At 63.0% G+C, this 24,519-nt stretch carries 21 protein-coding genes; 18 read left to right on the plus strand and 3 right to left on the minus strand.

The features are described from left to right. The first annotated feature begins 47 nt into the window (after nt 1-47). From idi to lpdD, 7 genes are all read left to right on the plus strand, one after another. Entirely contained in the window at nt 48-647 is a 600-nt protein-coding gene (gene idi, locus ACWKY3_RS03410; RefSeq protein WP_449315012.1) for an isopentenyl-diphosphate Delta-isomerase, read from the plus strand. A 27-nt stretch (nt 648-674) separates the two neighbouring features. Further along, the gene (locus tag ACWKY3_RS03415; RefSeq protein ID WP_449315013.1) at nt 675-1,280 is read left to right on the plus strand and encodes a Crp/Fnr family transcriptional regulator; all 606 of its coding nucleotides are present in this window, start codon (nt 675-677) and stop codon (nt 1,278-1,280) included. A 262-nt stretch (nt 1,281-1,542) separates the two neighbouring features. Then, nucleotides 1,543-3,069: an L-lactate permease gene (locus ACWKY3_RS03420; protein ID WP_449315014.1), complete on the plus strand. Its 1,527-nt coding sequence runs from the start codon at nt 1,543-1,545 to the stop codon at nt 3,067-3,069. Between the two features lie 62 nt (nt 3,070-3,131). After that, nucleotides 3,132-4,544, plus strand: coding sequence for a UbiD family decarboxylase (locus ACWKY3_RS03425; RefSeq protein WP_449315015.1), 1,413 nt, complete (start codon nt 3,132-3,134; stop codon nt 4,542-4,544). Between the two features lie 191 nt (nt 4,545-4,735). After that, on the plus strand, nt 4,736-6,106 hold the full coding sequence (locus tag ACWKY3_RS03430; RefSeq protein ID WP_449315016.1) for an SLC13 family permease: 1,371 nt from the start codon (nt 4,736-4,738) through the stop codon (nt 6,104-6,106). 31 nt (nt 6,107-6,137) lie between these two features. Then, nucleotides 6,138-6,713 carry a UbiX family flavin prenyltransferase gene (locus ACWKY3_RS03435; RefSeq protein WP_449315017.1) on the plus strand — a complete coding sequence of 192 codons (576 nt, stop codon included), beginning with the start codon at nt 6,138-6,140 and terminating at the stop codon, nt 6,711-6,713. Next, nucleotides 6,703-7,131 carry a prenylated flavin chaperone LpdD gene (gene lpdD / locus ACWKY3_RS03440; protein ID WP_449315018.1) on the plus strand — a complete coding sequence of 143 codons (429 nt, stop codon included), beginning with the start codon at nt 6,703-6,705 and terminating at the stop codon, nt 7,129-7,131. Before ACWKY3_RS03435 ends, lpdD begins: the two co-directional genes overlap by 11 nt. Before the next feature lie 54 nt (nt 7,132-7,185). Here the strand turns inward: lpdD and ACWKY3_RS03445 are convergent, their stop codons facing one another. Continuing rightward, a complete protein-coding gene (locus tag ACWKY3_RS03445) occupies nt 7,186-8,937 on the minus strand; it encodes a lipopolysaccharide biosynthesis protein (RefSeq protein ID WP_449315019.1) in 1,752 nt (583 codons plus the stop codon). A gap of 812 nt (nt 8,938-9,749) precedes the next feature. On the opposite strand from ACWKY3_RS03445, the gene ACWKY3_RS03450 reads away from it, so the two are divergent. From ACWKY3_RS03450 to ACWKY3_RS03460, 3 genes are read left to right on the plus strand one after another with little or no spacing between them, the layout of a single operon-like run. Continuing rightward, nucleotides 9,750-11,012, plus strand: coding sequence for a 2-oxoacid:acceptor oxidoreductase family protein (locus tag ACWKY3_RS03450; protein WP_449315020.1), 1,263 nt, complete (start codon nt 9,750-9,752; stop codon nt 11,010-11,012). After that, entirely contained in the window at nt 11,009-12,451 is a 1,443-nt protein-coding gene (locus ACWKY3_RS03455; RefSeq protein WP_449315021.1) for a transketolase C-terminal domain-containing protein, read from the plus strand. Before ACWKY3_RS03450 ends, ACWKY3_RS03455 begins: the two co-directional genes overlap by 4 nt. A gap of 2 nt (nt 12,452-12,453) precedes the next feature. Beyond that, nucleotides 12,454-13,377: a thiamine pyrophosphate-dependent enzyme gene (locus tag ACWKY3_RS03460; RefSeq protein ID WP_449315022.1), complete on the plus strand. Its 924-nt coding sequence runs from the start codon at nt 12,454-12,456 to the stop codon at nt 13,375-13,377. Nucleotides 13,378-13,642: 265 nt separating this feature from the next. On the opposite strand, the gene ACWKY3_RS03465 is transcribed toward ACWKY3_RS03460, so the two are convergent. Beyond that, entirely contained in the window at nt 13,643-15,178 is a 1,536-nt protein-coding gene (locus ACWKY3_RS03465) for an FAD-dependent oxidoreductase (protein WP_449315023.1), read from the minus strand. A 271-nt stretch (nt 15,179-15,449) separates the two neighbouring features. Between ACWKY3_RS03465 and ACWKY3_RS03470 the strand changes: the two genes are divergently transcribed. The 8 genes from ACWKY3_RS03470 (at nt 15,450) to leuS (ending at nt 23,580) form a co-directional block, all read left to right on the plus strand. Next, nucleotides 15,450-16,937 carry a helix-turn-helix transcriptional regulator gene (locus ACWKY3_RS03470; RefSeq protein WP_449315024.1) on the plus strand — a complete coding sequence of 496 codons (1,488 nt, stop codon included), beginning with the start codon at nt 15,450-15,452 and terminating at the stop codon, nt 16,935-16,937. Nucleotides 16,938-17,049: 112 nt separating this feature from the next. After that, on the plus strand, nt 17,050-17,619 hold the full coding sequence (locus tag ACWKY3_RS03475) for a helix-turn-helix domain-containing protein (protein WP_449315025.1): 570 nt from the start codon (nt 17,050-17,052) through the stop codon (nt 17,617-17,619). Between the two features lies 1 nt (nt 17,620). Then, entirely contained in the window at nt 17,621-18,403 is a 783-nt protein-coding gene (locus tag ACWKY3_RS03480) for a zeta toxin family protein (protein ID WP_449315026.1), read from the plus strand. A gap of 39 nt (nt 18,404-18,442) precedes the next feature. After that, nucleotides 18,443-18,985, plus strand: a complete 543-nt coding sequence (locus ACWKY3_RS03485; protein WP_449315027.1) for an ATP-binding protein — start codon at nt 18,443-18,445, stop codon at nt 18,983-18,985. Nucleotides 18,986-19,094: 109 nt separating this feature from the next. Next, nucleotides 19,095-19,853 carry a peroxide stress protein YaaA gene (gene yaaA / locus ACWKY3_RS03490; RefSeq protein WP_449315028.1) on the plus strand — a complete coding sequence of 253 codons (759 nt, stop codon included), beginning with the start codon at nt 19,095-19,097 and terminating at the stop codon, nt 19,851-19,853. A 69-nt stretch (nt 19,854-19,922) separates the two neighbouring features. Next, nucleotides 19,923-20,309 carry a ribbon-helix-helix domain-containing protein gene (locus ACWKY3_RS03495; RefSeq protein WP_449315029.1) on the plus strand — a complete coding sequence of 129 codons (387 nt, stop codon included), beginning with the start codon at nt 19,923-19,925 and terminating at the stop codon, nt 20,307-20,309. Further along, complete coding sequence (locus ACWKY3_RS03500; RefSeq protein WP_449315030.1) at nt 20,306-20,713, plus strand: type II toxin-antitoxin system VapC family toxin; 408 nt, start codon at nt 20,306-20,308, stop codon at nt 20,711-20,713. The genes ACWKY3_RS03495 and ACWKY3_RS03500 overlap by 4 nt, the downstream gene beginning before the upstream one ends. Nucleotides 20,714-20,868: 155 nt before the next feature. Then, nucleotides 20,869-23,580 (plus strand): leucine--tRNA ligase, encoded by a 2,712-nt coding sequence (gene leuS / locus ACWKY3_RS03505; RefSeq protein WP_449315032.1) that lies wholly within the window; start codon nt 20,869-20,871, stop codon nt 23,578-23,580. 99 nt (nt 23,581-23,679) lie between these two features. Here the strand turns inward: leuS and ACWKY3_RS03510 are convergent, their stop codons facing one another. After that, nucleotides 23,680-23,904: a DUF3791 domain-containing protein gene (locus ACWKY3_RS03510; RefSeq protein WP_449315031.1), complete on the minus strand. Its 225-nt coding sequence runs from the start codon at nt 23,902-23,904 to the stop codon at nt 23,680-23,682. Nucleotides 23,905-24,519 lie beyond the last annotated feature (615 nt).

The raw sequence follows: 24,519 nt of genomic DNA on the forward strand, positions 1-24,519 counted from the left end.
TACGGCGGGTGCTATGCTGCGGTTTCGGGCGTACGCACAGGCTTTCCATGGGAGATCGAGGGCAGGTGAGGCGAATGGGCTGGCAAGGTTCGGCGACTCCTTCCGACCCGCTTGTCGTTTTGGTGGACGAGCGCGATCAGCCCGTCGGCGTTTGTGCGAAGTCGGTGGCTCATCGGAAAGCACTGCTCCACCGGGCATTTTCCGTGTTCCTTGCCTATGATGGCAAAATGCTCCTTCAAAAGCGCGCCGTTGGGAAGTATCACTCGGCAGGTTTGTGGTGCAACGCGTGCTGCTCGCATCCCGAACCGGACGAAGACGTCATCTCCGCTGCTCATCGTAGGCTCTTTCAGGAGCTGGGGATCCCTGCGGGCAGAGTGCGGGATCTGCGCGAGGTTCTTTCGTTCTCTTATCGCACCGACTTCGAGAGCGGCCTCTCGGAGCACGAGTTCGATCACGTGCTCGTGGGAAGTTACGGCGGTCCATTCGATCCCGATCCTCAGGAAGTGGCCGATCTGCGTTGGGTTTCGATAAGACAACTGCGGGAAGAGGTGCGCGCCCATCCCGAGCGGTTTGCCTACTGGTTCTTGGAAGCGTTCGAAAAGGTGGCGAGACGCTTGGAAGATGCCGACGAAAGCGGCGGGCTGTAAGGCGAAGGGCGCGGGAAAGGAGAGCGGATGACATCTTGCAGGGAACAGTGCGGGATATGTCCGGGTTCGAACGGATTCTGCTCGAACGCTCCCTCTCAACTGCGCGAGCGTTTGTGCGCAAGTGCTCACCGGGTGCGCTACAAGAAGCGCAATGAGCAGGTGATGTTCCTTGATTTCCGCTACGTGTTCGTCATCGAGTCGGGCTACGTCCTTATATCCCGAGGTCATCGCTCGGAGCGCCAGCAAGGAACCGACATTGTCGGGCCGGGCAACATCGTGGGCATCGCCCAGCTGCTTCATCCCAACCTCGACTCGGTCATCAACCTTTTGCCGCTCACGCCTGTTGAAGGCTGCCTGGTCAGCCTCAAAACCCTCGAAGGGCTCATAGACGAGAGTCCTGCGCTCGGACGGCTGCTGATCGCAGAATTCTCGGAGCGCTTCGGTCGGGTGACCGGCAAGCTGACTATCCACTCGTACGGATCTGCGCGAGAGCGCTTAGAGTTCAGTGTGGAGCGCGTGCGCGAGCTTGGCCTTGAGAGCGAGGTCAGGCAAGAGGATCTGGCATGCCTTGCGGGCCTAAGCCGGGTTACGGTCAACCGTCTTCTCAACGCCGACAGGCCGTTCGCGCGTTAGCCTGCCCAAAGTAGCCCAGGCTACGTTTTCTTGCAGTCCCGCTTTCGCGAAACGCGCAGCCTAGAACGCTTCGAATTGCGTTGGGGGTAGCTGAATAGAGGAGGCGAACTCCATACACTGACAAACCATGAAAGCGCTCCGAGCCGCAAGGCGCTCCGAGCTGGGAAGCACTTCGGGCCGAAGAGCGCTTCGGGCCATCGAGGAAGGAGGGGTAGGGCTCGCTTTTCTATCCGCATTGCGAAGGCAAAGGAGGTTATCAGGCATGGACAGCTCCGTTTTGCAGATTGTCATGGCGCTGCTGCCCTTCGCGGTTCTGTTCGTCGGCTTCATGGTGTTCAAGGCAGACGCGCTCAAGCTGAGCCTTGTCGTATGGGTGCTCGAGGTTGCGGTATGCGGCTTTTTGTACCAGATGGACATCGTGAGGATTGTGGAATCGTCGCTTTGGGGCAACATCACGTTATGGACCGGATTCCTCGTCCTTTGGACGGGGCAGGTGTTCGGGTCGTGTTACCGTTCGACCGGGCTCCTCAATATCCTGTTGAGCACGCTTGGCAAGATCATGCCCACCAAAGAGGGCAAATCGTTGACACTCGTCACCGTTGTCGCAGGATATTTGGGCGCCTTCAACGGATTCGCCACGTATCCGGTCACGATTCCCGGCCTGAAGAACCTCGGGTTCTCAGGTCTGCGCGCCGCTGCGGCGTACTTGGTCTACTTCGCCTGGAATATCGCGTTCGTCAGCCTGTTTGTGGCGGCGAACATCGCAGCGGGCGTGTCAAAGATCGCCATCACCGAGATCATTCAGGTCATGGGGCTTATCTCCATTCCGCTGTGCGTCGTTTCCACCATAGGGTTCTTCGTCATCTTGCAACTCGACTTGAAGCGCAAGGACAACATCGCCATAGCCGCGCTCACGATGGTGGCGAACATTCTGGCCGTGGTCATTTTCACGCAGGTGCTGCCGGACCTCTACTTGCTCACGCTCATCGCGTCGGCCACGTTCTGCCTCATTGCCATCAAGCTGTACAGCAAGACCTACGACAAGAGCGCGTGGGACGAGGAGGAAGGGGAGGCTCACGGCACCAAAGAGGTGATCAAGGCGTTCGGGCCGTTGGTGTGCTGCATGGTTCTCGTTATTTTGATGTCGTATCCGTTGGAGGGCTTTGTGGAGGCCACCACCATCTCGCTTTCGCTATGGGGTTACACGCCCACGAGCATCAGTCTGGCCAACGCTCCGGGCACCTTCGTGCTGATCACGGCTATCTTGTGCTATCCGTTTGCGGCGAAGAAGTCCTCGACGCTCGCCAAAGACGTGGCGGCCGCGTCCAAGCGCGCTCTGCCTTCGCTGCTCACGCTGCTGTGCGGCGGCGCCATGGTGCAGCTCATGATGGACACGAGCCAGATCTCGCTTCTGGCCACGAGCATGGCCAACCTGGGTGGCGAGGTGTACACGGCTTTGATGGGCGGTCTGTCGTTTTTGTGCGGCATGGCGTTTGGGCAGGGTATGCCGGCCGTGCGCATGCTCTCGAGCATGCAGATGTCGGCGGGGCCTGTGCTCGGCATCGCGCCGGTGGTGCTCATCGGCTTGGCCACCATCGTGTGCATGGGTTCGGCGAACCCCATCAAGCCCTCGCTTTTGAAGTACGCGTCGTCTCTGGCCGACGTCAAAGGCCAGGACGGGCAGTTGTTCAACCTGTGCTTGCCCTGGCAGCTGGGGGCGTTGATTGTCTGCGTGGTCATGGGTGTGGTGATGGTCGCTCTCGGGTACGTGCCCGTGCCTCTGTTATGAGGCGTCCGATGAAGGCGACTGCGGCAAAGCAAAGGTGGTAGGAGGCAAAGGAGGAAGAACTCATGTACAAGGATTTGCGAGCGTTTCTGAAGGCGTGCGAGGAGTGCAACGACGTTATCCATGTTGAGCGTCCGGTGGACTGCGACCTTGAGATAGGCAAGGCGCTCAAGAAAAGCTACAGCGGGCGCAGTCCCATCGTCTGCTTCGACAATCCGATTGGCAAGGCGTATCCGGCGGTTGGGGGCGTGTTCGGCAACCGTGCCAAGGCCCTGCGGGCTTTCGAAGCCACGGAGGACACCATTCATCAGAAGTTCATCGACGGCATTGCAAACCCCATTGCGCCGGTGATGGTAGACGGGCCTGCTCCCTGCCAGGAGGTCGTGATCGCGGGCAACGACGTGGATTTGAGCCTGCTGCCCATTCCGCGTTTCTCTCCCGAGGACGGCGGCGCGTTCATCACGGCGGGACTCACCGTGTCGAAGGACCCCGAGACGGGCGTGCCTGACGTGGGCCACTACCGGTACCAGTACCACGACGAGAAGACGCTCGGCTTCATGGCCCAGCCGTTCCATCGTTTCGGCAAGAACTGCAACAAGGCGCTCGCCATGGGCAAGAAGTCGTGGGAGGCGGCCATCGTCATTGGCGGCGACCCGCTCATGCATTACTGCGGGCCGCTTGTGGGCGTGTCCGACGACGCGAACGATTACGAGTTGATTGGCGGCTTGCGCGGTGCCCCGCTTGAGCTGGTGAAGTGCAAGACGGTCGACGTGGAGGTGCCGGCCTGGGCCGAGTTCATCATCGAGATCGAAGTGGATTTCGAACAAGTGCGCGACGAGGGGCCGCTTGGCGAGTTCACCGGTTATCAAACGCCGTCCTCGGACAAGTGGGTGAGCCATGTCAAGGCCATCACGCACCGCAAAGACCCCCTGTTCCAGGTGTTGCTTACCGGTCAGCCCGTCACCGAGAACCACATTCTCAAAAACGTTCCGTTCGAGGCGTCCATGTACCGCTTCCTCAAGCAGCAGTTCCCCACCGTGAAAGCCGTGAACGTGCTGCCCGCCGGCGGCGTGCAAACAGAGGTGATCGTGTCCATGACGCAACGCGACTACAACGAGGCGCGCCATGTGATTTTGGCCACGATGGCTAGCAACCTGCGTCCCAAGTACGTGGTCGTGGTGGACGCCGACATCGATGTGCACGATCTCGATCAGGTGAACTGGGCGATTGCCTATTGCAGCGTGCCTGGGCGCGACACCATCGTGGTGGAGGATTTGCCGTCGAGCCCGCTTGATCCCTCAAGCTACCTTCCGTCTCTGCCGCATGGCGAGCTGCCCGAGTGGAATGTGCAAGCAAAAATGCAGCTGAACGGCTCGCTCGGCATCGACGCCACGCGGCCCTTCGGCATCGAGTACGCCCGTCCGGCGGTCGTTCCGGGTTGGGAGGACTACGACTTCCCCGAGCTTGAGAGCTTCTAAGGGCAAAAGGGCCGTTTCGCCTCCCTCGGCTTGCGCCGGGGGAGGCCCTGCCGAAGGGGAGGGCGCAGCGCACGGCGAGAGGGCGTTCGCCGCATGGGCGATTGTCGAGGAGGCGGGTTTCGCGCGGCATCGCGCGTCACGAGATCGCCTTTCGCGGGAGCGAGCATCGGGAAGGCAAGGGAAGCATGGAGATGAGAGAGAGGATCCGCAGGAATTGGAGATGGCTGCTGGTGGCGGCGGGCACTGTGGCGCCGCTTGCCTTCCCACTGCCCGACGTGTACCGGCTGTTTCTCTGCATCACGCTCTGGGCCATTCTCATCTGGGCTTTCGATCTGGTCAACTCCGCAGTGGTGGCGGTGGTGCTGCCTGTGCTCTACATAGTGTTCGGCGTGAGCGACGCGGACACGGCATTCAGCGGGTGGTTGTCCACCTCCGGGTGGATCACCCTGGGGGGTCTGCTTCTGGGCACGGCTTTCATGCGCAGCGGTTTGGCGCGGCGATTGGCGTTCAAGATGCTCTCGGTCACCTCCGGCGACTTCAAGGGAGTGGTTTTGGCCATTTCGCTCACGTGCCTGATCATCACGCCGGTCATCCCCTCCGTGATGGGGAAGATCGTGCTCATGGTGCCCATCGTTGTGGAGGTGTGCAACGCGCTTGGCCTTAAAAAGGGGAGCAACGGGGCGGCGGCGCTCATCTTGGTGGTGTTCTTCGCGCTGTGGTCGCCCAAGATGGCGTTTCCCACCGCCTCAACCGACGCCATTTTAGCCACGGGTATTTTGGTCGATCAGTACCACTACGACATCACCTGGCTCGAGTGGGCCAAGGACATGTTCGTTCCGGCCATTTTGTGGACGGCCGTGTCCGTTTGCCTGGTGTGGCTGCTCAAACCTGGCAAGGTGGAGCTTGACAGGTTTGAGAGCGTCGAGCGATACCGGGCGCTTGGTCCTATGAGCGGTCAGGAGAAGAAGCTGACCGTGATGATGGCGGCGGTGGTGGCGCTTCTGGCCACGCAGGGCTTGCATGGCGTTGATCCCGCGTACGTGCTGGTGATAGCGGCAGCCGTGTGCTTCATGCCGCAGGCGGGCATCCTGGAGGCATCGGACTTCAAGAAAACAGACCTGTCCGTGGTGTTCTTCCTTGCGGGAGCCGTGTCCATTGGGGCGGTGGCGTCCCAGATAGGGATCACTTCCGATGTCGTCGCCGGTATTCAGCCGGCGCTGGAGGGGCGTTCCAACTTCGTGCTCGTCATGTTCCTGTACATGTTTGCCGTGGCCACGAACTTCCTGCTCAATCCCATGGCGCTCATCGCCACGCTGCTCGGACCCGTCACGGAGCTGTGCATGCAGCTGGGATACTCCCCGGTGCTTGGGGGATACTCGATGATCATGGGGTTCAATCAGGCGCTTTTGCCGTACGAGATAGCGCCGTTCATGCTCGTGTACAGCTACGGATATTTGAAGATGGGTCCCACCATGCGGGTCATGGCCGTGCGCATAGGGGCGGGCATCGTGTTCACCGTGGTGGTCACCTATCCGTATTGGTGTTTGATCGGGTTGGTTTGAGCGCCGGTTGGGTGCGGAGAGGGGGCTTCTCGTGAGGTTGATCGTGGGAATATCGGGCGCGAGCGGGGTGATCATGGGGTACCGTTTGCTGCAGGAGCTACGGCGGCGCGGCGATGTGGAGACGCATCTGATTGTATCCGAGGGCGCCGAGCGCACGTTTTCGCTTGAGACGGACGTTTCGATGAACGAGGTGCGGGCCGCGGCCGACTTCGTGCACGACAATCGCGACGTGGGCGCCCTTGTGGCAAGCGGGTCGTTCAAGACGGAGGGTATGGCGGTGGTGCCTTGCAGCATGAGGACCTTGTCCGGAATCGCCCATGGTTACGACGAGAACTTGCTGATCAGGGCGGCGGATGTATGCTTGAAGGAGCGCCGTCCCGTGGTGCTCGTGCCGCGCGAGACCCCTTTGAACGCGGCGCATCTGCGCAATATGGCGCTCGCCTGCCAGGACGGATGCCGCATCCTGCCGCCCATGCTCACGTTCTACAATCGTTCGGAGACGCTCGAGGAGCAGGTGGCGCACGTGGTGGGCAAAGTGCTGATGCAGTTCGGGCTGACGTCCCCGTCGTTTCGCCCTTGGGAGGGAGGCGGCGTCCATGGAGGTTGACGGCGCTCCATCCACGCAGGTGGAAGTGCATGCGGGGCAAGGTCGGTTCAAGGTGCGCCTGCTTTTGGAGGACACGGGTCGAGGATGGGTGGGCAGTCTGACGGGCGGCGAGTCGCCGCATGTGGGCGGCGTGGTGTTGGCGGTGCCGCGCCCGAGCCTTGCGGACGTTGGCAAGGCAAGCTGCGACGTGTACTCCGTGCCGGTGCCCGGTCATCTGGACAACGAGGTGGGGCTTCCGATGGCGCGGGCCTTATGTCGGGCTGTGGGGGAGCCGGTCGCGCTTGGCTGCGGCATTCACATCGAGCATGCGGATCCGGCCGATCTGCAGGAGATTCGTGACAACTGCCTGGTTGCGCAAGAGAATTTCATCGAGCGCGTCGGGCAAGGGAGGAAACGTTCTTTCGACGGAGGCCGGTAGGCCGATGCGGTTTGCGGCTTTGACGCGTTGTCGTCGTCTGTTGTGCGCCGGGCGCTACTTTTTGACAGGTTGATCGTCATCCCAGGCTGCGTGGCGTCCCCTGCCGGCCAGGTCGAGCGTTTCCTCGCTGACGGGGGCGTGTGGGCGGGCGTCCCGCTTCTCGTGCACGCGTTCGCGCCGCTCGCGTTCGGCGCGCACCTCGCTTGGGCGCATCCGGCGGGCCGATGCTTCGTCGGATGCGGGCGCCTCGTCGGCGCGCTCCTTCGCAAAGCCCATTCTGATGCTGATGTACTCGCTGATCAGCAGCACGAACAGGATGCACATGATGATGAGGTAGCCGATGACCGCGCCCGGCAGCCCGGTGAAGTTCACCAGCAGCACGGGCACGAAGAGCGAGAATCCGAACGTGATCAGATACAGGCGCATGACCGACTTCTGGCGCCGCAGCACGGTGATCACCTGGTACAGAAACTCGATGGCCGCCGTCACGCCGCCCGCCGCCAGCATGATGAAGCACAGCCCGCGGAACTGCTCGAAATCCAGGCCGTACAAAAAGCTCATCACCGGCAGGCCGACCGACCCCATGATGAGCACCATGACCAAGGTCAGGGCCACCACCATGGCAAACATGGCCACCACGATAATGTCGAACTTGCGCCGCTTGGCGGGGTCGTGCCATGCCTCCGCCATGCGGATGGTGAGCGGCTTGTACACGAACCCGGCGGTCAGCAGGATGCCGTGGGCGGGGAAGTACAGCGCGTTGAAGTACAGCTGGTTGTCGTAGGAGAGCACGCCTTCCATCACGAACTTCGGCATGTTGTCGATGAGGTTGTACATGAACAGCGCCACGAACAGGGGAAAGCACTGCTTGAACAGCGAGGCGATGCTGCCCAAGCTTGCTTTGCGCGACTTGGGCGACTCGAATAGCGAAAGCGGCAGCGTCAGGAACAGAAACGTTGCCACCGCAACTGCGGCCATGGCTATGCAGGAGACGGGAAGATTGCGGGTGACCAGCAAAAACACGCTGAACACCACCAGCACGACCACCGAGCGGAACGTTTGGGAGACGCCTGCGAGGTAAAGCTTGTCCACCTGCTGCAGACGTCCCTCGTACACGTCGGCCAGGGCATCGACCATCTTGTACACGCACACGCCCATGCAGATGGCGAACATGTCATCGGCGTACCCGCGGAAATTGCAGTACGCCACGCCCGCCACAATCATGATCAGACAGGTTATCCAGCGGTTCACCTGGTAATCGGCAAACGAGTGCTCCTCGTCCAGGTCGGATGCCTGGTAGGTGCGCACGCCGTAGTTTCCCACGAACATGAGCATGAGCGCTGTGATGAACGCGATGGAGAACATGCCGGCTTGCTCCACGCCCACCAGCTGCGTGGTCACGATGGTGAGGATGGGAAACGTCATGCCCCAGGTTCCCACGCCGATGGAGTTCCACACGTAGTCGCGCTTGGTGCGGCCGGCCGCGTACTCGGCTTCCTGGGCGGCGAGCGAGCGCTCGGACACGGCTCCCAGCAGGCGGTTGCACCAGTGGTTCACCAGGCGCGTGACGAAGTTCGGCTTGCGGGGCTTGCGCGGGGGCTTGCCCGCTGCGCGTCGTCCGCGTCCGTGGAATGCTGCGGCGGAGAGGGGGATGGTGCCGGCGGGCGGAGCGTCGTCGGGAGCTTCGTCGCCAGGCGCGCTCTCGCTTGAGCACGTTGCGTGCGCGCGGAGGGAGCTTGTGCGTTCTCCCCTTCGCCTCATCTGCGGGTTGTCGTCGTGCGCCGTGCGGCCCATGCCGTCGTTCAAGCTCCTTCGGATGCCTCGTTTTCTTCGGAGCACCCATTATAGAGGCAGGGCGCCTGCCGCCTCGCAAGATTCATAGCAGCAGCAAACGGGACGTAGTGCGGGGCCTTGCGCGGCGGGCCGGCATGGCCGACGGTGGTTTAGCGGCGGAGGCCGAAGCCTCGTCCCGCAAGTTGGTCACAAACCGCACCCTGTGGCATTCCGGGCGGCCTATCCGGCGCGTCGGCAGGTCGCGCGGTTTTCGCGACCTGGGATTTCTCCGAGTGCGGGGAGCGCGGAGGGTGCGAAACCGGCTCCGCGCGTGCCATAGGGTGCCGTTTGCGACCAACTTGCCGGCGGCCCCTCGCCGAGCCGCCTTCGGTTGGCGGGGGGCCGTGTCAACCTTTGCTTAGCAGAGCTGCCTTTTTGCGCGCAACGGGTTTTCATTTTGCCAAAGCGCGTTCGGCGCGACGCGGTGTTCAGGCTGTGCATCGTTTTGAACGTGGTCATCAACCTGGCGGGCGCGCTGGCGCTTGCTGGGCGGATCGGATGTTACGCCGGAGGTCGGCCGTGTTGCGCGCAGGCGGCATTTGCTGGCGCTCGCGGGCGTTTTTGGGCGTCGCGCATTCTCGGGCATTCTCTCGCATTCTCGGGCGCCCTCGGAAGAGCCTTGGGGGCGCACGAGGCTCTTCCGAGGGGCGCTTTTCGCGAATGCGCCGCGCGCGGGCATGCGAAACCCGGCTCCGAATTGCCGCCGCCCCCGATTCGCGTCGCAGATGCGGATGGCGGGGGTATACTGGCATGATCGACGTGCGAAATGGCGAAGGGGGAGGCTCATGATCGAGGTGTTATGGCACGGCCGCGGCGGGCAGGGCGCGTTCACGGCTGCGCGCCTGCTGGGCGCGGCGGCGTCGCTGGCGGACGGACGGCATGCGCTGGCGTTCCCGTCGTTTGGACCCGAGCGTCGCGGCGCGCCCATGCGGGCGTTCACGAAGATGGACGAGCGGCCTATCGGCGATCGCAGCGCCATCGCGCATGCGGACTACGTGGTGTATCTGGACGAGACGCTGCTCGGCGACGGATGGGCCGACGAGCTTAAGCCGGGCGGCCGGGTGCTGGTGAACAGCACGCGCGGCTTTAAGGACGAGCGCATCGTGGCCATTGACGCCGACGGCATATCCTCCGCGATTCTGGGGCGCCCCATTCCCAACACCGTGTTCCTTGGCGCGCTCTCCGCGCTGTGCGATCAGGTGGATGTCGAGGATGTGAAGGAGGCGGTGCGCCAGTACATGCCGAAAAAGCTGCACGAGGGCAATGTGCGCATCGTAGACGCGGCGCGCGAGGCGACGGCAGCGGCTGCGAGGCCCTGTGAAGAGGACAACGGGGTGTCCGTTGCGGCTGATGGCGATATGGCGTTGTCTGCGTCGGCGCCCGCATTCGGTGCTTTCGCGTCGGAATTCGGGGCCGGGAGCGGCGTCTGCACTTCGCCGACCGCATCTGGGTCCGATGCTCCTGCGTCGGCGCCCGCATCCGATGCCTCTGCCGTGCTGGCTGCATCCGGTACCCTCGCATCGCCTGCGCGGCCCGACGCGCGCATTCCCTTGTTGCGCGACGAGACGCTCGATCCCGCCGCGTTCGCTCGTGCGACATGCTTTGAGGCCGGCTACCTTGTTGCGAAGAACGCCGGCTGGCGCAATGTGCGTCCCGTGATCGACGCGACCGCATGCACAGGCTGCCTGCAGTGCTACCTGTACTGCCCCGACGGCACGGTGTATAAGGTTCCGGCGGCTTGCCAGCCGCCGGAACCTGCCGACGCTGCGGACGGCTGCAGCACCCGATCTTCGCGCGATCCCGGAGGCTTGCGTACCGAAGTACGCGGCGCCTCCGCGATCCCACGAATCTCAGGCACTGCAGCCGTCCTCGCTGACGTTAGTGGACCTGCGGCAAGGACTCAATCTGCGGCAACTCAACCTACAACAGCCCCCGTGGCTATCGACTACGACTTCTGCAAAGGATGCGGCGTGTGCGCCAAGGCGTGCCGGTTCGGCGCTATCACCATGGTTCCCGAGCGCGGCGAAAGCGAGGAGGATGCCCGATGAAGCGGTTCCTTTCCGGCGACGAGGCGTTTGCCGAGGGCGTGCGGCTGGCGCGTCCGCAGGTGATTTCCGCGTACCCCATCACACCGCAAACGGTGGTGGTGGAGCGCCTCTCCGAAATGGTGGAAGCGGGCGATCTGGCGGCCGAGTACGTGCACGTGGAAAGCGAGCACTCGGCGCTCTCGTGCGCTATCGGCGCGTCGGCTGCGGGTGCGCGCACGTTCACGGCCACGTCGAGCCAGGGCTTGCTGTACATGGCCGAATGCCTGACGTATGCGTCGGGCGGGCGGTTCCCCATCGTCATGATGAACGCGAACCGCGCCACCGCGCTGCCGTGGAACATCTACGGCGACCAGCGCGATTCGCTGGCGCTTTTGGACCACGGCTGGATCCAGGTGTACGCCGTGAACAACCAGGAGGCGCTTGACCTGGCGCTTCTGGCTTATGCGGTGGCCGAGGACGCGCGCGTGCGCACGCCGGTGATGGTGAACCTGGACGGATTTGCGCTCACGCACACCTACGAGACGGTAGACGTGCCCACGCCCGATCAGGCCGACGCGTTCCTGCCGCCCTACGACGGCGTGGGCAACCGCTTCGATTTCGATCAGCCGGTGAACATCGGGTTTTCGGCGGGGCCGGAGTACAACCGGTACTTCAAGTATTGGGAGCACCGCGACATGTTGGATGCTGCGCCCCAGGTGATTGAGGAAGCGGAAGCGCGCTTCGCCGAGGTGCTCGGGCGCCGTTACCCCGGCATGATCGAGTGCGTGAGCTGCGACGATGCCGACGTGGTGCTGGTGACGCTGGGTTCGGCCGCCGGGCTTGCGCGCGGCGTGGTGGAGCGCCTGCGCGCGCAGGGTGTGCGCGCAGGCATGCTGCGCATCCGCTACCTGCGCCCAATGCCGAGCGCGCTCATCGCCGAGGCGCTGCGCGGTGCGCGTGCCGTGGGCGTGCTGGAGAAGGACGTGTCGTTCGGCGCGGAGGGCACGGTGTTCACGAACGTGAACTCGGCGCTGCATCAGGCAGGCGCGAACGTGCCCACCTACAACTTCATCGGCGGCTTGGGTGGCGACGACATCTCGGAATCGCAGGTGGAAGGGATGTTCGCCATGCTCGCGCAGGCAGCCGAAGGCAACGCGAACCTGCCGCGCGTGAGCTTTCTCGGAATCGATAGTGTTCCGTCGGCCTGTCGGCCGCCGGAACAAGCCGACGCTGCGGACGGCTGCAGCACCCGATCTTCGTGCGATCCCGACATGCCCTGCCTCGGCTTCGCCGATCAGGGCGCGCCCGCTCGGGCGCATAGTATGGGATTGAACAGTCCACTGGACTGTTCAATGCGTACCGAAGTACGCGGCGCCTCCGCGATCCCACGAATCTCGGGCACTGCAGCCGCCCTCGCTGACGTTGGTGGACCTGCGATGTGTGACGAAGGAGGCCGATAGCCATGGCTCTCAACGCTCAAACCATCTCCGATGATGAGTTCTTCTTCGGACACAAGGCGTGCGCTGGTTGCGGCGGGTCGCTTGCCGTGCGTGCGGCGCTCAAGGTGCTGGGTCCCAACGCCGTGGCCGCGCTGCCGGCGGGCTGCATGAGCGCCGTCGGGTTCAACTTCCCGCAGCTCGCCTTCGCCAACAACGCGATGATCACGCCCTTCGCCGCCACGGCCGCCGTGCTCACCGGTATTGAGGCCGGCTTGCGCGCACAGGGCAAGAAGCCCGACGACTGCACCGTGGTGGGCTTTGCCGGCGACGGCGGCACGGCTGACATCGGGCTGCAGGCGCTCTCCGGCGCCATCGACCGCAACGACGATGTGCTCTACATCTGCTACGATAATGAGGCGTACATGAACACGGGCATCCAGAAAAGTTCGCTCACCCCGTTCGGCGCCAAGACCACCACCACGCCCGCCGGCGCCAATGCCCACGGCTGCCTCACGCAGAAGAAGAACCTGTTTGAGATCGTGGCCGCGCACGGCATCCCTTATGCCGCCACGGCGAGCGTGGGCTACCTGCCCGATTTCATCCGCAAGGTGGAGCGCGCCCGCGACATCCGCGGCACGCGCTACATTCATGTGATTGCCCCGTGCCCAACGGGCTGGGGCTGCGGTGTGGACGAGACGGTGGACATCGCCAAGGACATCGTGGACACGGGCCTGTGGTACCTGGCCGAATACGAGGGCGAGCAGGTGTGCGGCCGAACCGGCGGCCGCTTCAAGCTCAACCGCAACCCGCGCGAATTCTCCAGCGTGGAGGCGTACCTGCGCCGCCAAGGCCGCTTCCGCGCGCTTACCGACGAAGAGGTGGCCGCCGTAGAAGCCGGCCGCGACGCCAAGTGGGAGGCGATGCGGCGGGATTGGGTGGAGAACTGACGGACGGCAAGCAGGCCGACGGGCGGCAAGCAAGTCGACAGGCGGCAAACAGGCCGATGATCAGCCGGTGGCCGATCGACCCTGAAGATGCCGAGTTTTCAAAATCGTGCGCATAGGCGCTGCCAGTCGCGTGGAGTAAGGCGTTGCGCGTGCCTGGCCTCGCGTCGATATGCTTCCGCGAGCCGTAGCTGGCTCGCCCGGCAACGGGGTCGCTCGCCCGCCGGCGCCGCATGGCCCCGTTGCCCGTGGCGTTCGCCTGGAAAACTCAGGCGCTGAGCTTCGCCCCCAAAGCTTCGCCCGTCATGCGGCCCATGACGATGGCGCTGCTGTTGGAAGCGCACGGCACGAAACTGCGGTTGTACATGAAGCGATGAGTTGCCTCGCCGACAACGTAGAGCCCTTCGATGGGCGAGCCGCTTTCGTCCAAGGCCTGGCATTGCTCGTTCGTTTTCACGCCTCCCATGGTTGCCACGTACGTGGGAACGTAGCGAACAAGGTAGTAGGGCCCTTCCTCTTTATAAGGAACAAGGCTTTCGGGGGCTTTGGAGAATTCGTCGTCCACGCCGGCGGCGCACAAGCTTTGATATGCGGAGAATGCGGCGGGAAGCTCGGACGCCTGGGACTCTGCAGCAAGCTCCTCGATGGTGCCCGCCTTGAAGAGGTCCTGCGTGGCCAGCCCTTTCTCCAAGATGTCCGCGATGCCTTGGTCGCTTGCGTCGAACAGAACGTAGCACGCTCCGTTTTGAGAATCGACCATGGTCGTCGCAAGCTCCGTCGATCCTGCGGCTTCGTTCACGAACCGCCGTCCCTGGGCGTTCACCATGAGGCGCTTTCCGGGATCCGCCCCCTCCGTGCCGTACATGTTCAGGTCCGCGAAACTCGCCTCGGTTTCCACGAGCGTTTTCGACGGCATGATGTAGAAGGGGATGATCCAGCCATCCTCGTACAGAGCGGCTCCGCATGCGAGCGCCATGTCCATGCCGTCGCCTTTGTTGAGCGGCCCTCCTATGTACTGGCATCCGGCTTCGTCGACTTCGGGGATAAGTTTGGCGCGCCACTCGTCGCTTGCTCCGAAACCGCCCGTCGCGATGACCACGGCACCGGCTGCTATGTCCCTGCTCTTCGTCCCTTGCGATACGCGCACGCCCTTCACGATGCCGTTGTCGCATATAAGCTGGGTGGCGGTTGTGTTGAACATCACGTTCACGCCAAGGGATTCGAACTCCGCCGCAAAAGCGTCGGAGATGAGGAGGCCTCCCGTGGAGGCGGAATCTCCGACGTCCGGCTTGACGAAGTCCATGCCGTCGCGTTCCTTTGCCCCGGACTGCATGAAGTCGAGTCCGGCGCTTTCAAGCCATGCGATGGATTCCGGCGTCTGGAGCATGATGTCTTTCACACGCTCGTAGTCCGGATAATCGACGTCCCGCTTGCCGATCTCGGTCAGCTGCCTCCATCGTTCAAGGAAATCGGCGACGCTGTCGGCTTTTTCCGACTCGAACTGCCAGAACTCCTCGTTTTCGGGCACTTGGACAATGGTGAGGTTCCCGGGGGAGCTGGATATCAGGGGTCCGACGGACGCGGACGCCTCCACGAGGGTCACGCGGGCCCCTTGCTCCGCAGCGGCTCGCGCGGCGGATATTCCGGCCAGCCCGGCCCCGATGACGACTATGTCGGCGGATTCCCCTTGTTCGCTCGACGGCGCCTCGCTTCCGGTCGGCTTGGCGCCGCATCCTCCCAGCGCAAGGGCGCTGCCAAGGGCCGCGGCTCCTACAACGAAATGGCGGCGTGTGATGGTTTTCATGCTGGTCTCCTCTGTACGGCTCATGCATGTTCCGGGCTTTGCGGTGGGCGTTCCCCGCTTTTTCCCGCAAAGCCTGGCCCGGCGGCTTTGCCGGTTGAGAGAACTATAGGAGCTTGCGGCTTGGTCCGCTGTCCCACGAAACGCGGTAAATCAGGTTCGAAGCCTGTTTCGTGTCCGCCGAATTGTGGTAGTCTCGCCGCAGGTCGCAGTTTCCAATGCGCGCGGGGGGATAGGGCGCGCAGGGACAAGGTGTTTTTCCAAAGGAGGTGCGGTGGGCTTGCTGGGTTCGCGTCTTGGCGGAGCGCCCTTTTCCGCCCTGCGGTCGCGCGTCAACAAGACCAGGGCGCTCATCGTCCTTGCGGCGATCGGCTTCGGCTGTTGGCACGGCGCTCGCGATCTGGCCTCGGGCATGAGCCCGTACAGCGGGGACGCGCACGTTTGGGCGTTCCTCGTTTTCGAAGGAGCGACGTTTTTGCTGGCGGCGGCTCTGTCTTACGGAGGGTTCTTGCTCTCCGCCAAACCGTTGCTTGCATGCGGATTGGGCGTTGGCGCGGTGTACTGCCTGTCGTCGAGCGGCTTTCTTGGGGGAATGGGCGGAGCTGCGCTGGGTTTTGTCGGCCAAGCTGCGGGAGGCGCGTTCTCGGCATTGTTCATGCTGGTGTGGATTGAAGTTCTGACTAGCTATGAGAACCGCTGCTCGGTGTTTGTCATGGTGGCGGGATACGCGCTTTCCATGCTGTTGCAGATGATGACGAACGTGGTGGCGCCGGGGAGCGGGACGACCGTTTTCCCCATCCTGCTCGCGTTGTCGTTGCTGTGCGCTTTGGCGTGCCTGGCGAACAACGGCTACATCGCGTCCCAGATGCGAAGCCAGGAAGAGCCGGACACGACGATCGGCGAGATGGCGTCGCGCATCGGCAGGGCGACGGTTGGCGTGTGCGCGCTGGGGTGCGCGTTCGGGCTCGTGCTGCAGCATGACGTCGCCTCAGGTCGGCTGTACGCTCAAACGCTCGAGTCGGGTTGCTTCAATCTTGCCGCCGCATTGCTCATAGCCGTTGTCGCCGCTGTCGCGCGACCGAGGTTCAACATCGACTACATTGTTCCCGTGGCTGCGGCGACGTTCGCCACGCTTTTGCTATGGCGGAGCTTCGACGGTGCGGACGCCTACCTGTGTGGCGCCGCCATGACCGCTTTCGACATGTGTTTCGGTGTTCTTGTATGGTTGATGATCGTGCCTGAGGCGCACATGCGAAAGCTTCCCGGAATCTATCTTCTGGGCTTGGTTATCGGCGCGTCGCGTCTATCGCTTTTGACGGGAAGGGTGCTGTCCCATCTGCTTTCGGGCGTGAAGGGCGAAGGGGACGTTGCCGTTTTGTCGGTGGCTTTCTGGCTGGTGGCCTTCATGATGGCCGTGTTCGCTCTCAGCTACGAGCGCTATGCGCGTCGAAGGTCGGAAGGGGCGTTGCGCGCGGATGCGGAAGAAGAACCGTCGTGCGCGTCGATCGACGCCCTGCCCGATCCAACGCAGATAGAGGGCAGGATGCGGGTGCTGCGGGAGAGGTTCGGACTGTCGGAGCGGGAGGCACAGATCGCAAGCGAATACTGCGGCGGGCGCAGCGCGCGCCGCATCGCCGAGGCGCACGTGATCTCCGAGCACACGGTGAAAACCCACCTGAAACGGGTGTATCAGAAGATGGATATCCATAGTAGGCAGGATCTGCTGGATCAGGTGGCGGAGTGCGAAGGGACGCAGGTTTGAAGGAGAAGCCGAAACTGGGTTGAAAAACGTCGACTGGAAACAGAGCCGCCTCTTGAACTGAAAAGATCGTTTGATAGAATATTAACAATCAAACGATAGATACGAGGTGCTTATGTCAAGGGAAATCACCGCGCAGGACGTGAAGCGCATTCGGGAGAAGTACGGGCTGACGCAGCAGGGGTTCGCCCGCTTGCTAGGGCTTGGCGAGGCGAGCGTGGTGCGCTACGAGAACGGGCAGAAACCCAGCAAGGCGAACGCGAACCTCATACGCGCGGCAGACGACCCCGCCTTCATGAAGGGCTGCCTCGAGCGCGACGGCGAACTGCTTTCCGCCGGTCAGCGCGAGAAGACCGCGAAAATCGTGTACGCGCTGGTTTCCTTCGACGAGGATGGGGACATCATGGACATCAACGAGGTGTACGAGATCACGCTGCAGCAGGAAGTGCTCAATGAGCAGGCGGCTCAGGTGATGGGCGAGGTGTCGCGTTTGCTCGCCACCGCTCAGAAGAGAGGGGATGCGGTTTCTACGGCGATATACGAGGACGTGCTCAGGCAGCTTGCGCTTGTCAAGCCGCTCATCATCACCGAAGGGCATTTGAACAAAACGAGGCTTTCGGAAATCAGGGGGCAGATTGAGTGCTTGAGGCATCTTGCGGAGAACCGCGAAGCGAGGGCTGCATGATATGTCGAATGTGGAAGACTTTTCCGATGAGGAGTTCCGCGTAGAACTCCAAAAGCTTGTGAGCGTGCTTACTGTAAGCGAGCGACTTGTGCCTTTAAGCACGCCTCACGCGGTTTTGCTTGGAGGGCAAAGCGGAGCAGGCAAAACAACTCTTCATAACATTTTCTCCCTTGCGCACGAGGGTAATGCGATCGTTGTTAATGGAGACGAGTGTCGTGCGTTTCATCCCCGTTTCCGGCAGATCGGCGATCGCTATGGCGTTGACTCTCCGGCTCATACCGCTGCGTGGGCGGGGCGTATGGTCGAAGCCGTTATCGAGACGCTTTCCATCATGGGGTACAACCTCATCGTCGAGGGGACGCTGCGCACGTCCGAAGTGCCGCTTAAAACGGCGGCGCTCTTGCGCGAGCGCGGCTATGCGGTGTCGCTCGCGCTCATGGCGGTGAAGCCGGAAATCTCGCTGGTGAGCTGTCAGCTGCGCTACGAGCAGATGCGCCTTGCGGGCACCGAGCCGCGTGCGGTGGATCCCGCGCATCACCTCGCCATTGTGGAGGGTATTGTCGGGAACTTGAAAACGCTTGAGGGCTCGGGTCTGTTCGACGGCGTGAGCCTGTATTCCCGCAGCGAGCGGTGCCTGTTCAGCAGCGCCAGCGACGAGGGGCAGGCAAGCGAAGCCCTTAAACGCATCCTTTTCGGAGAATGGACGGAAGAGGAGCGCGCCCATCTTGCCTATTTGGAGCAGCGTCTACGGACCCTGCGCCGTTGCGATCCTGCCGAAGGGTAGCGCGAGGCGGAGCAGTGCGAGGCGCTTGCGAACTGCCTTATGAGTGCAGATTGCTGCGGTTGGCGCGGATTGGTCGTCTTGAAAACGCCGGAATACATCGAGCTTGCGAACCCCGGTGGGTTCCGAGTTGATGTGGACAAAGCTCTTGCAAGGGGCGTCTCCGATCCGCGCAACGCGACGATGGCGAAGATGTTCTCCCTTGTCGAGATAGGGGAGCGTGCGGGCAGCGGTCTTCCGAAGATCGTCGATGGATGGAGGGCGTGCGGTTTGTCACAGCCTGTTATTACAGAATCGTTCGATCCCGATCGCACGGTTTTAGTTCTGCCGCTTGAAAACCGGCGGCAAAAACCGGCGGCAAAAACCGGCAGGATAACGCGCGAAAAAGAACAGGCTGTTGTCGAGCTTCTTCTGAGCGGGGGTCCGGCAAGGACGGGGGAGGTGGCGGCCTCGCTTGGCCTCGGGCTGTCGCGGACACGAGAGGTTCTTTCGGGCATGGTAGCCAAGGGCCTTATCGTTTCCGAGGGGACGGGGCGCGCCCGTGCGTATAGATTGCCCGACGCTAGGCTGCATCGAGGGATGTGATGCGCTTTGTCTTTTACGCGATGCGCATGACCTACGGGATTGGTCTGTAGCGCTTTGCTCTTGCGTGATGTGCTACGCTTGCAGGACGGTTTTCGGGGAAAGGCAGAACATGCGCATCATCATATCGCCGGCGAAGAAAATGAACGTGGTGGACGACTCGTTTGCGTGGCGCGATCTGCCCCTATTCGTTGACCAGGCGGAGGCGCTCGCCGACGCGGTGCGGGCGCTCTCCTACGAGGAGGCGAAGGCGCTCTGGCGGTGCAGCGACGCGCTGGCCGAGCTCAACTTCGAGCGCTTCCGCACGATGGACGTGCGTGGCGACGCGGCCGCGCTCACGCCGGCGGCGCTTGCGTACGAGGGCATCCAGTACCGGCACCTGGCACCGGGCGTGATGACGGCCGATCAGCTGGATTACCTGCAAGAGCGCCTGCGCATCCTGTCGGGCTTCTACGGCGTGCTGCGGCCTTTCGACGGCGTGGTGCCATACCGTCTTGAAATGCAGGCCAAGCTGGCGGTGGGCGGCGCGCGCGACCTGTACGGGTTCTGGGGCGACACGTTGCTGCGAGCGCTCGCGGTGGAGACGGACCTCATCGTGAACCTGGCGTCGGTGGAGTACGCGAAGGCGGTCGTGCCCTACGCCGAGCGCGCGGGCATTCGCGTGGCCACCTGCCTGTTCGGCGGCATCGACGGGCACGGTCGTTTCGTGCAGCGCGCCACCGCCGCGAAAGCCGCGCGCGGCTCCATGGTGCGCTGGTGCGCCGAACGCGGTATCGAGCGCGTCGACGACCTGCGCGCGTTCGACGTGGGCGGCTACGCGTACAACGAGGAGCGCTCGAACGCCGACACGCTGGTGTTCGTGCAAAGGTGACTTCTTTCGGGCATGCGAGTATGGTATCATGCTATCAGCATGAAATTTGGATGCTAATAGGAGGAAGACATGCCCGCGTTGCAGGTGAAGGATTTCCCGAGCGACTTGTACGACCAGTTGCGCGAATGCGCGGCAGCTCAGGATCGCAGCATCTCCCAGCAAACCGTCCATGTGCTGCGCGAGTACCTGCGCGCGTATCGCCAGCTAGGAGGACGTACCGGATGGAAGGTGCTGCCTGTCAACCAAACCGGTTGCGAGGGGCACGGTGCGCGGCGATATGCCGAAGAGGAGGAGCGTGAGCAACGCATCGAGCGGCGGAAGCGGATCTTCGCGGAGATCGATGCGTTGCCGAAGATCGAGATTCCCGATGATTTTCCCGAGCCGGCAGAGATCGTGCGTCAGATGCGCGAGGAGCATGACGACCGCATCGTTCCCGAATTGAGGCACATCCGATGATCGTGCTCGATTGCAGCGCGGCGGTTGAGATCGCGCGGGGGACCGTTCGCGGAAGCGCATATCGCATGCTCATGATGGAAGGGGAACCCGCCATCGCCTCTGATTTGTTCAGGGCTGAGGTGCGCAATGCGTTTTGGCGTTACGTGCGGGCGAAGATGATGTCCGTTGACGAAGCGGAAGTCCTGATCGAAAAGGCGCTCGGCCTCGTTGACGAATTCGTCCCCCTTGAAAAGAACGCTGCGGAGTCGTTCGCCGAGGCGGCGCGGCAGGGCCACCCGGTGTACGACCTGCTCTACGTCACGCTTGCTCGGCGCAACGTGGCAACCCTGTTCACCGCCGACAGGAAGCTCGCCGTCCTCTGCGAGCGCATGGGCGTGAACTGCGTGTGCGAGATGGAGCTTTGACGCATCGCTTCGCGCTGCCCGATCGCTGTGCGGGCGGTCGCGTTTTGACGCTTCGCTTTGCGCGCGCAATCACTATAATAGGAGCATTCGCGAATCGTGCCCCCTGCGCGGACGCGGGCGGGAGGGCGCCAACCTGACGAGGACAGACCATGACCATGAAACCGTACAATCCGCACGAGATAGAGCCCCGCTGGCAACAGGCGTGGGCGGACGCCGACCTGTACAAGGTGGCCGAGGACGCCTCCAAGCCGAAGCGCTACGTGCTGGAGATGTTCCCGTACCCCTCGGGCGACATCCACATGGGCCACGTGCGCAACTACACCATCGGCGACGTCATCGCGCGCTATTCGAAGATGCGCGGCTTCGACGTGCTGCACCCCATGGGCTGGGACGCGTTCGGCCTGCCCGCCGAGAACGCGGCCATCAAGCACAACAGCCACCCGGCGAAATGGACCTACGCCAACATCGACACGCAGAAGGCCAGCTTCAAGCGCATGGGCTTTTCCTACGACTGGGACCGCACCGTGGTGGCGTGCGACCCCGAATACTACCGCTGGGGCCAGTGGATCTTCCTGCAGTTTTGGAAGCGCGGGCTGGTTGAGCGCCGCAACAGTCCGGTGAACTGGTGCCCGAACTGCCAGACCGTGCTGGCGAACGAGCAGGTGACCGAAGGCGAGTGCTGGCGCTGTCACGGCGAGGTGGAGAAGCGCGACCTCACGCAGTGGTACTTCAAGATCACCGACTACGCCCAAGAGCTGTTGGACGACCTGGACCAGCTGGACGGCTGGCCCGAGCGCGTCAAGCAGATGCAGGCGAACTGGATCGGCCGCAGCGAGGGCGCGGAAGTGGACTTCACCTTGGTTCCGCTTGCTTGTCAGCAAGCGGAACCTGCCGACGCTGCGGCTTCCTGTGGCACCGAATCTTGCGGTGCTGACGAAGGCTCGCGTACCGAAGTACGCCACGCCTCCGCCAGTCCCGCAATCTCCGGCACCACAGAAACCCTCGCTGACGTTCCCGGCGAACCTGTGACAGAGGAACAAGTCATTACTGTGTTCACCACGCGCCCCGATACCCTCTTCGGCTGCTCGTTCTTCCTGCTGGCGCCGGAGTACCCGGGCCTCATGGAGCTGGTGGCCGGCACCGAGCACGAGGCCGCCGTGCGCGAGGTGGTGGAGCAGGCCGCCAAAGTGAGCGCCGTTGAGCGTGCGCAGGGCGACCGCGAGAAGCACGGCGCGTTCACCGGGCGCTACATGATCAACCCCGTGAACGGCGAGAAGGTGCCCGTGTGGGTGGCCGACTACATCGTGAGCGACTACGGCACCGGCGCGGTCATGGCCGTGCCGTGCGGCGACCAGCGCGACTTCGAGTTCGCTCGCAAGTACGACCTGCCCATCGTCCCCATCATCTTGAGTGAGGACGACCCGCTGTTTCCGCAGCTTGACGGCGTGCAGGAGCGCCGCGTGACAAGTGTGGACTGGGATCGCGCCTACGATGCGGAAGGCGTGCTGGTGCAGTCCGGCAAGTACACCGGCCTTGTGGGCGGCAAGCACAGCCCGGCCGTGGACGCCATCATCGCCGACTTGGAGGCTGCGGGCAAGGGCCGCAAGAAGGTGGAGTTCCGTCTGCGCGATTGGCTCATCAGCCGCCAGCGTTACTGGGGCAACCCCATCCCGGCCATCCACTGCCCGGAATGCGGCCTGGTGCCCGTGCCGGAGGAGGACCTGCCGGTGCGGCTGCCGGAGGACATCGACCTCGCGGCGGGCGAGACGCTTGCCACGCACAAGGCGTTCGCGCAGTGCACGTGCCCGCAATGCGGCGGCCCCGCGCGGCGCGAGACGGACACCATGGACACGTTCACGTGCTCCAGCTGGTATTACCTGCGCTACACCGACCCGCATAACGACGCTGCGCCGTTCGCGCCCGAGAAGGCGAACCGCTGGATGCCGGTTGACCAGTACATCGGTGGCATCGAGCACGCCATCCTGCATCTGTTGTACAGCCGCTTCTTCACGAAGGTGCTGCGCGACATGGGGATGCTTGACGTGGACGAGCCGTTTGCGAACCTGCTGTGCCAGGGCATGGTGAAAGACGAGCACGGCGAGACGATGAGCAAGTCGAAAGGCAACGTCATTGCGCCCGAGGACATGATCGCCGAATACGGCGCCGACGCCGTGCGCGCCTACATCCTGTTCATGGCCCCGCCCGACAAGGATCTCCTGTGGGACGAGGGTGGCCTGGCTGGCATCTATAAGTTCATGAACCGCGCGTGGCGCATCGTGTGCGACCTCGCGGGCGCAGCCGACGAGGACACGCTGTTCGCGGGTGCCGAGTCCTCCGTGGAAGCGGCGCACAAAGCGTCGAAAGCGGCGCTGCGCGAGCGCCATCGCGTGGTGGGCAAGGTGGTTGACGACTTCGACCGCAACAACTTCAACACGGCCATCGCCGCCATCATGGAGCTGTGCAACGCGACAAGCGAATACCTGCGCACGGTGCCGCTTGCCGCTCGTCGCTCGTGCGATCACGCGCAGGCGTTCGACATCGATTTGGCCGAAACCATCGTGAAGCTGCTGGCGCCCATCGCGCCGCACTGGGCCGAGGAGCTGTGGCAGGGCGTGTTGGGCCACGAGGATTCGGTGCATGTGCAGCCGTGGCCCGAGTTTGACCCCGAGCAGGCCAAAGCCGACGAGGTGGAGCTGGCAGTGCAGGTGAACGGCAAGGTGAAGGCGCGCATCACCGTGGCCGCCGATGCCGCCGAGGACGACGTGAGGGCTGCGGGCCTTGCCGCCGTGGAGGCCGCACTTGCCGGCAAGGACGTGAAGAAGGTCGTCGTGGTCCCCGGCCGCCTGGTGAACATCGTCGCGAAGTAAGCGCACGCATCGTACGCACTACACGCAAAGAAACCGGCCTGCATTCAAAAACTTGCAGGCCGGTTCTCTTGGTGCATTCTTGCAATTTTCAGTTGAGCCTCATATGACCACACCTCTCTTTTCGGCGAGGCTGGTTATATCGGCAACCAGGTATTCTTCTCCTAACGTGTGCAGCACGTCGTAGAACGGCACGATGTATTCGGAGACGATATTCGCATCATCGAGCAGGCGAAACGTTTCCGAAGGAGTTTTTTGCCAGCTTTCGGCAACGCGGTGGATGAGAAAGACGCTGAAGTCTATTTCGCGAGCTGTCCGTTCGGTCATGCTGGCCTCCTGGGCGGTTTGGCGGCATTGGGTCGCCTGCCTCTGTGCGCAACGATGCTCGGCGTGGTTCACCCAAAATACTCTTGAACAAGACCGTTGTAAAGCTTTTGCCGCTTTTCGATTTGCTGCTGAGCGGCAGATCGCTAAGAGCCTGGTAGGTCGCGGACAAGCTGGCCGGGGTGCTTGGGATGCAAAACGTTTGGGACTGCGAGCGCTTGTTGCATGTGAGCGTATCGGCAAGGGTTCCCTCTGCTGGATCGCCGTTGACATGAGTCGGGACGCCTTGCTGCGCGAAGTCTCGCAGGCATCTCGGAGGGTCTGTCCGTTGGGCGCGTTGGGCGGGACCCTCCGAGGTGCCCGATCAGGCGGCCTGGGGTTCGGTGGACGGGGCCTCGTCAGCGGTAGTTTGGCAGAGGGAGGGGCTTCTCCCTGTTAGACCAAGATTGGCACGGACCCGCCGGGGGCGCCTCCGGCGGGGCCGCGTCAATCTTGGTTCAACAGGGAGAGCGCGCCCGCGCGGCGAGAATTCACCGAAGTCGGAAGGTCTGGCCGCCCGCGCGCCTTCCCCGTCGTTGCCGCAGAACCGCCGACCTGGTGCTTTCCCGACGAGAACAG

This window comes from Rubneribacter sp. (assembly GCF_965361815.1).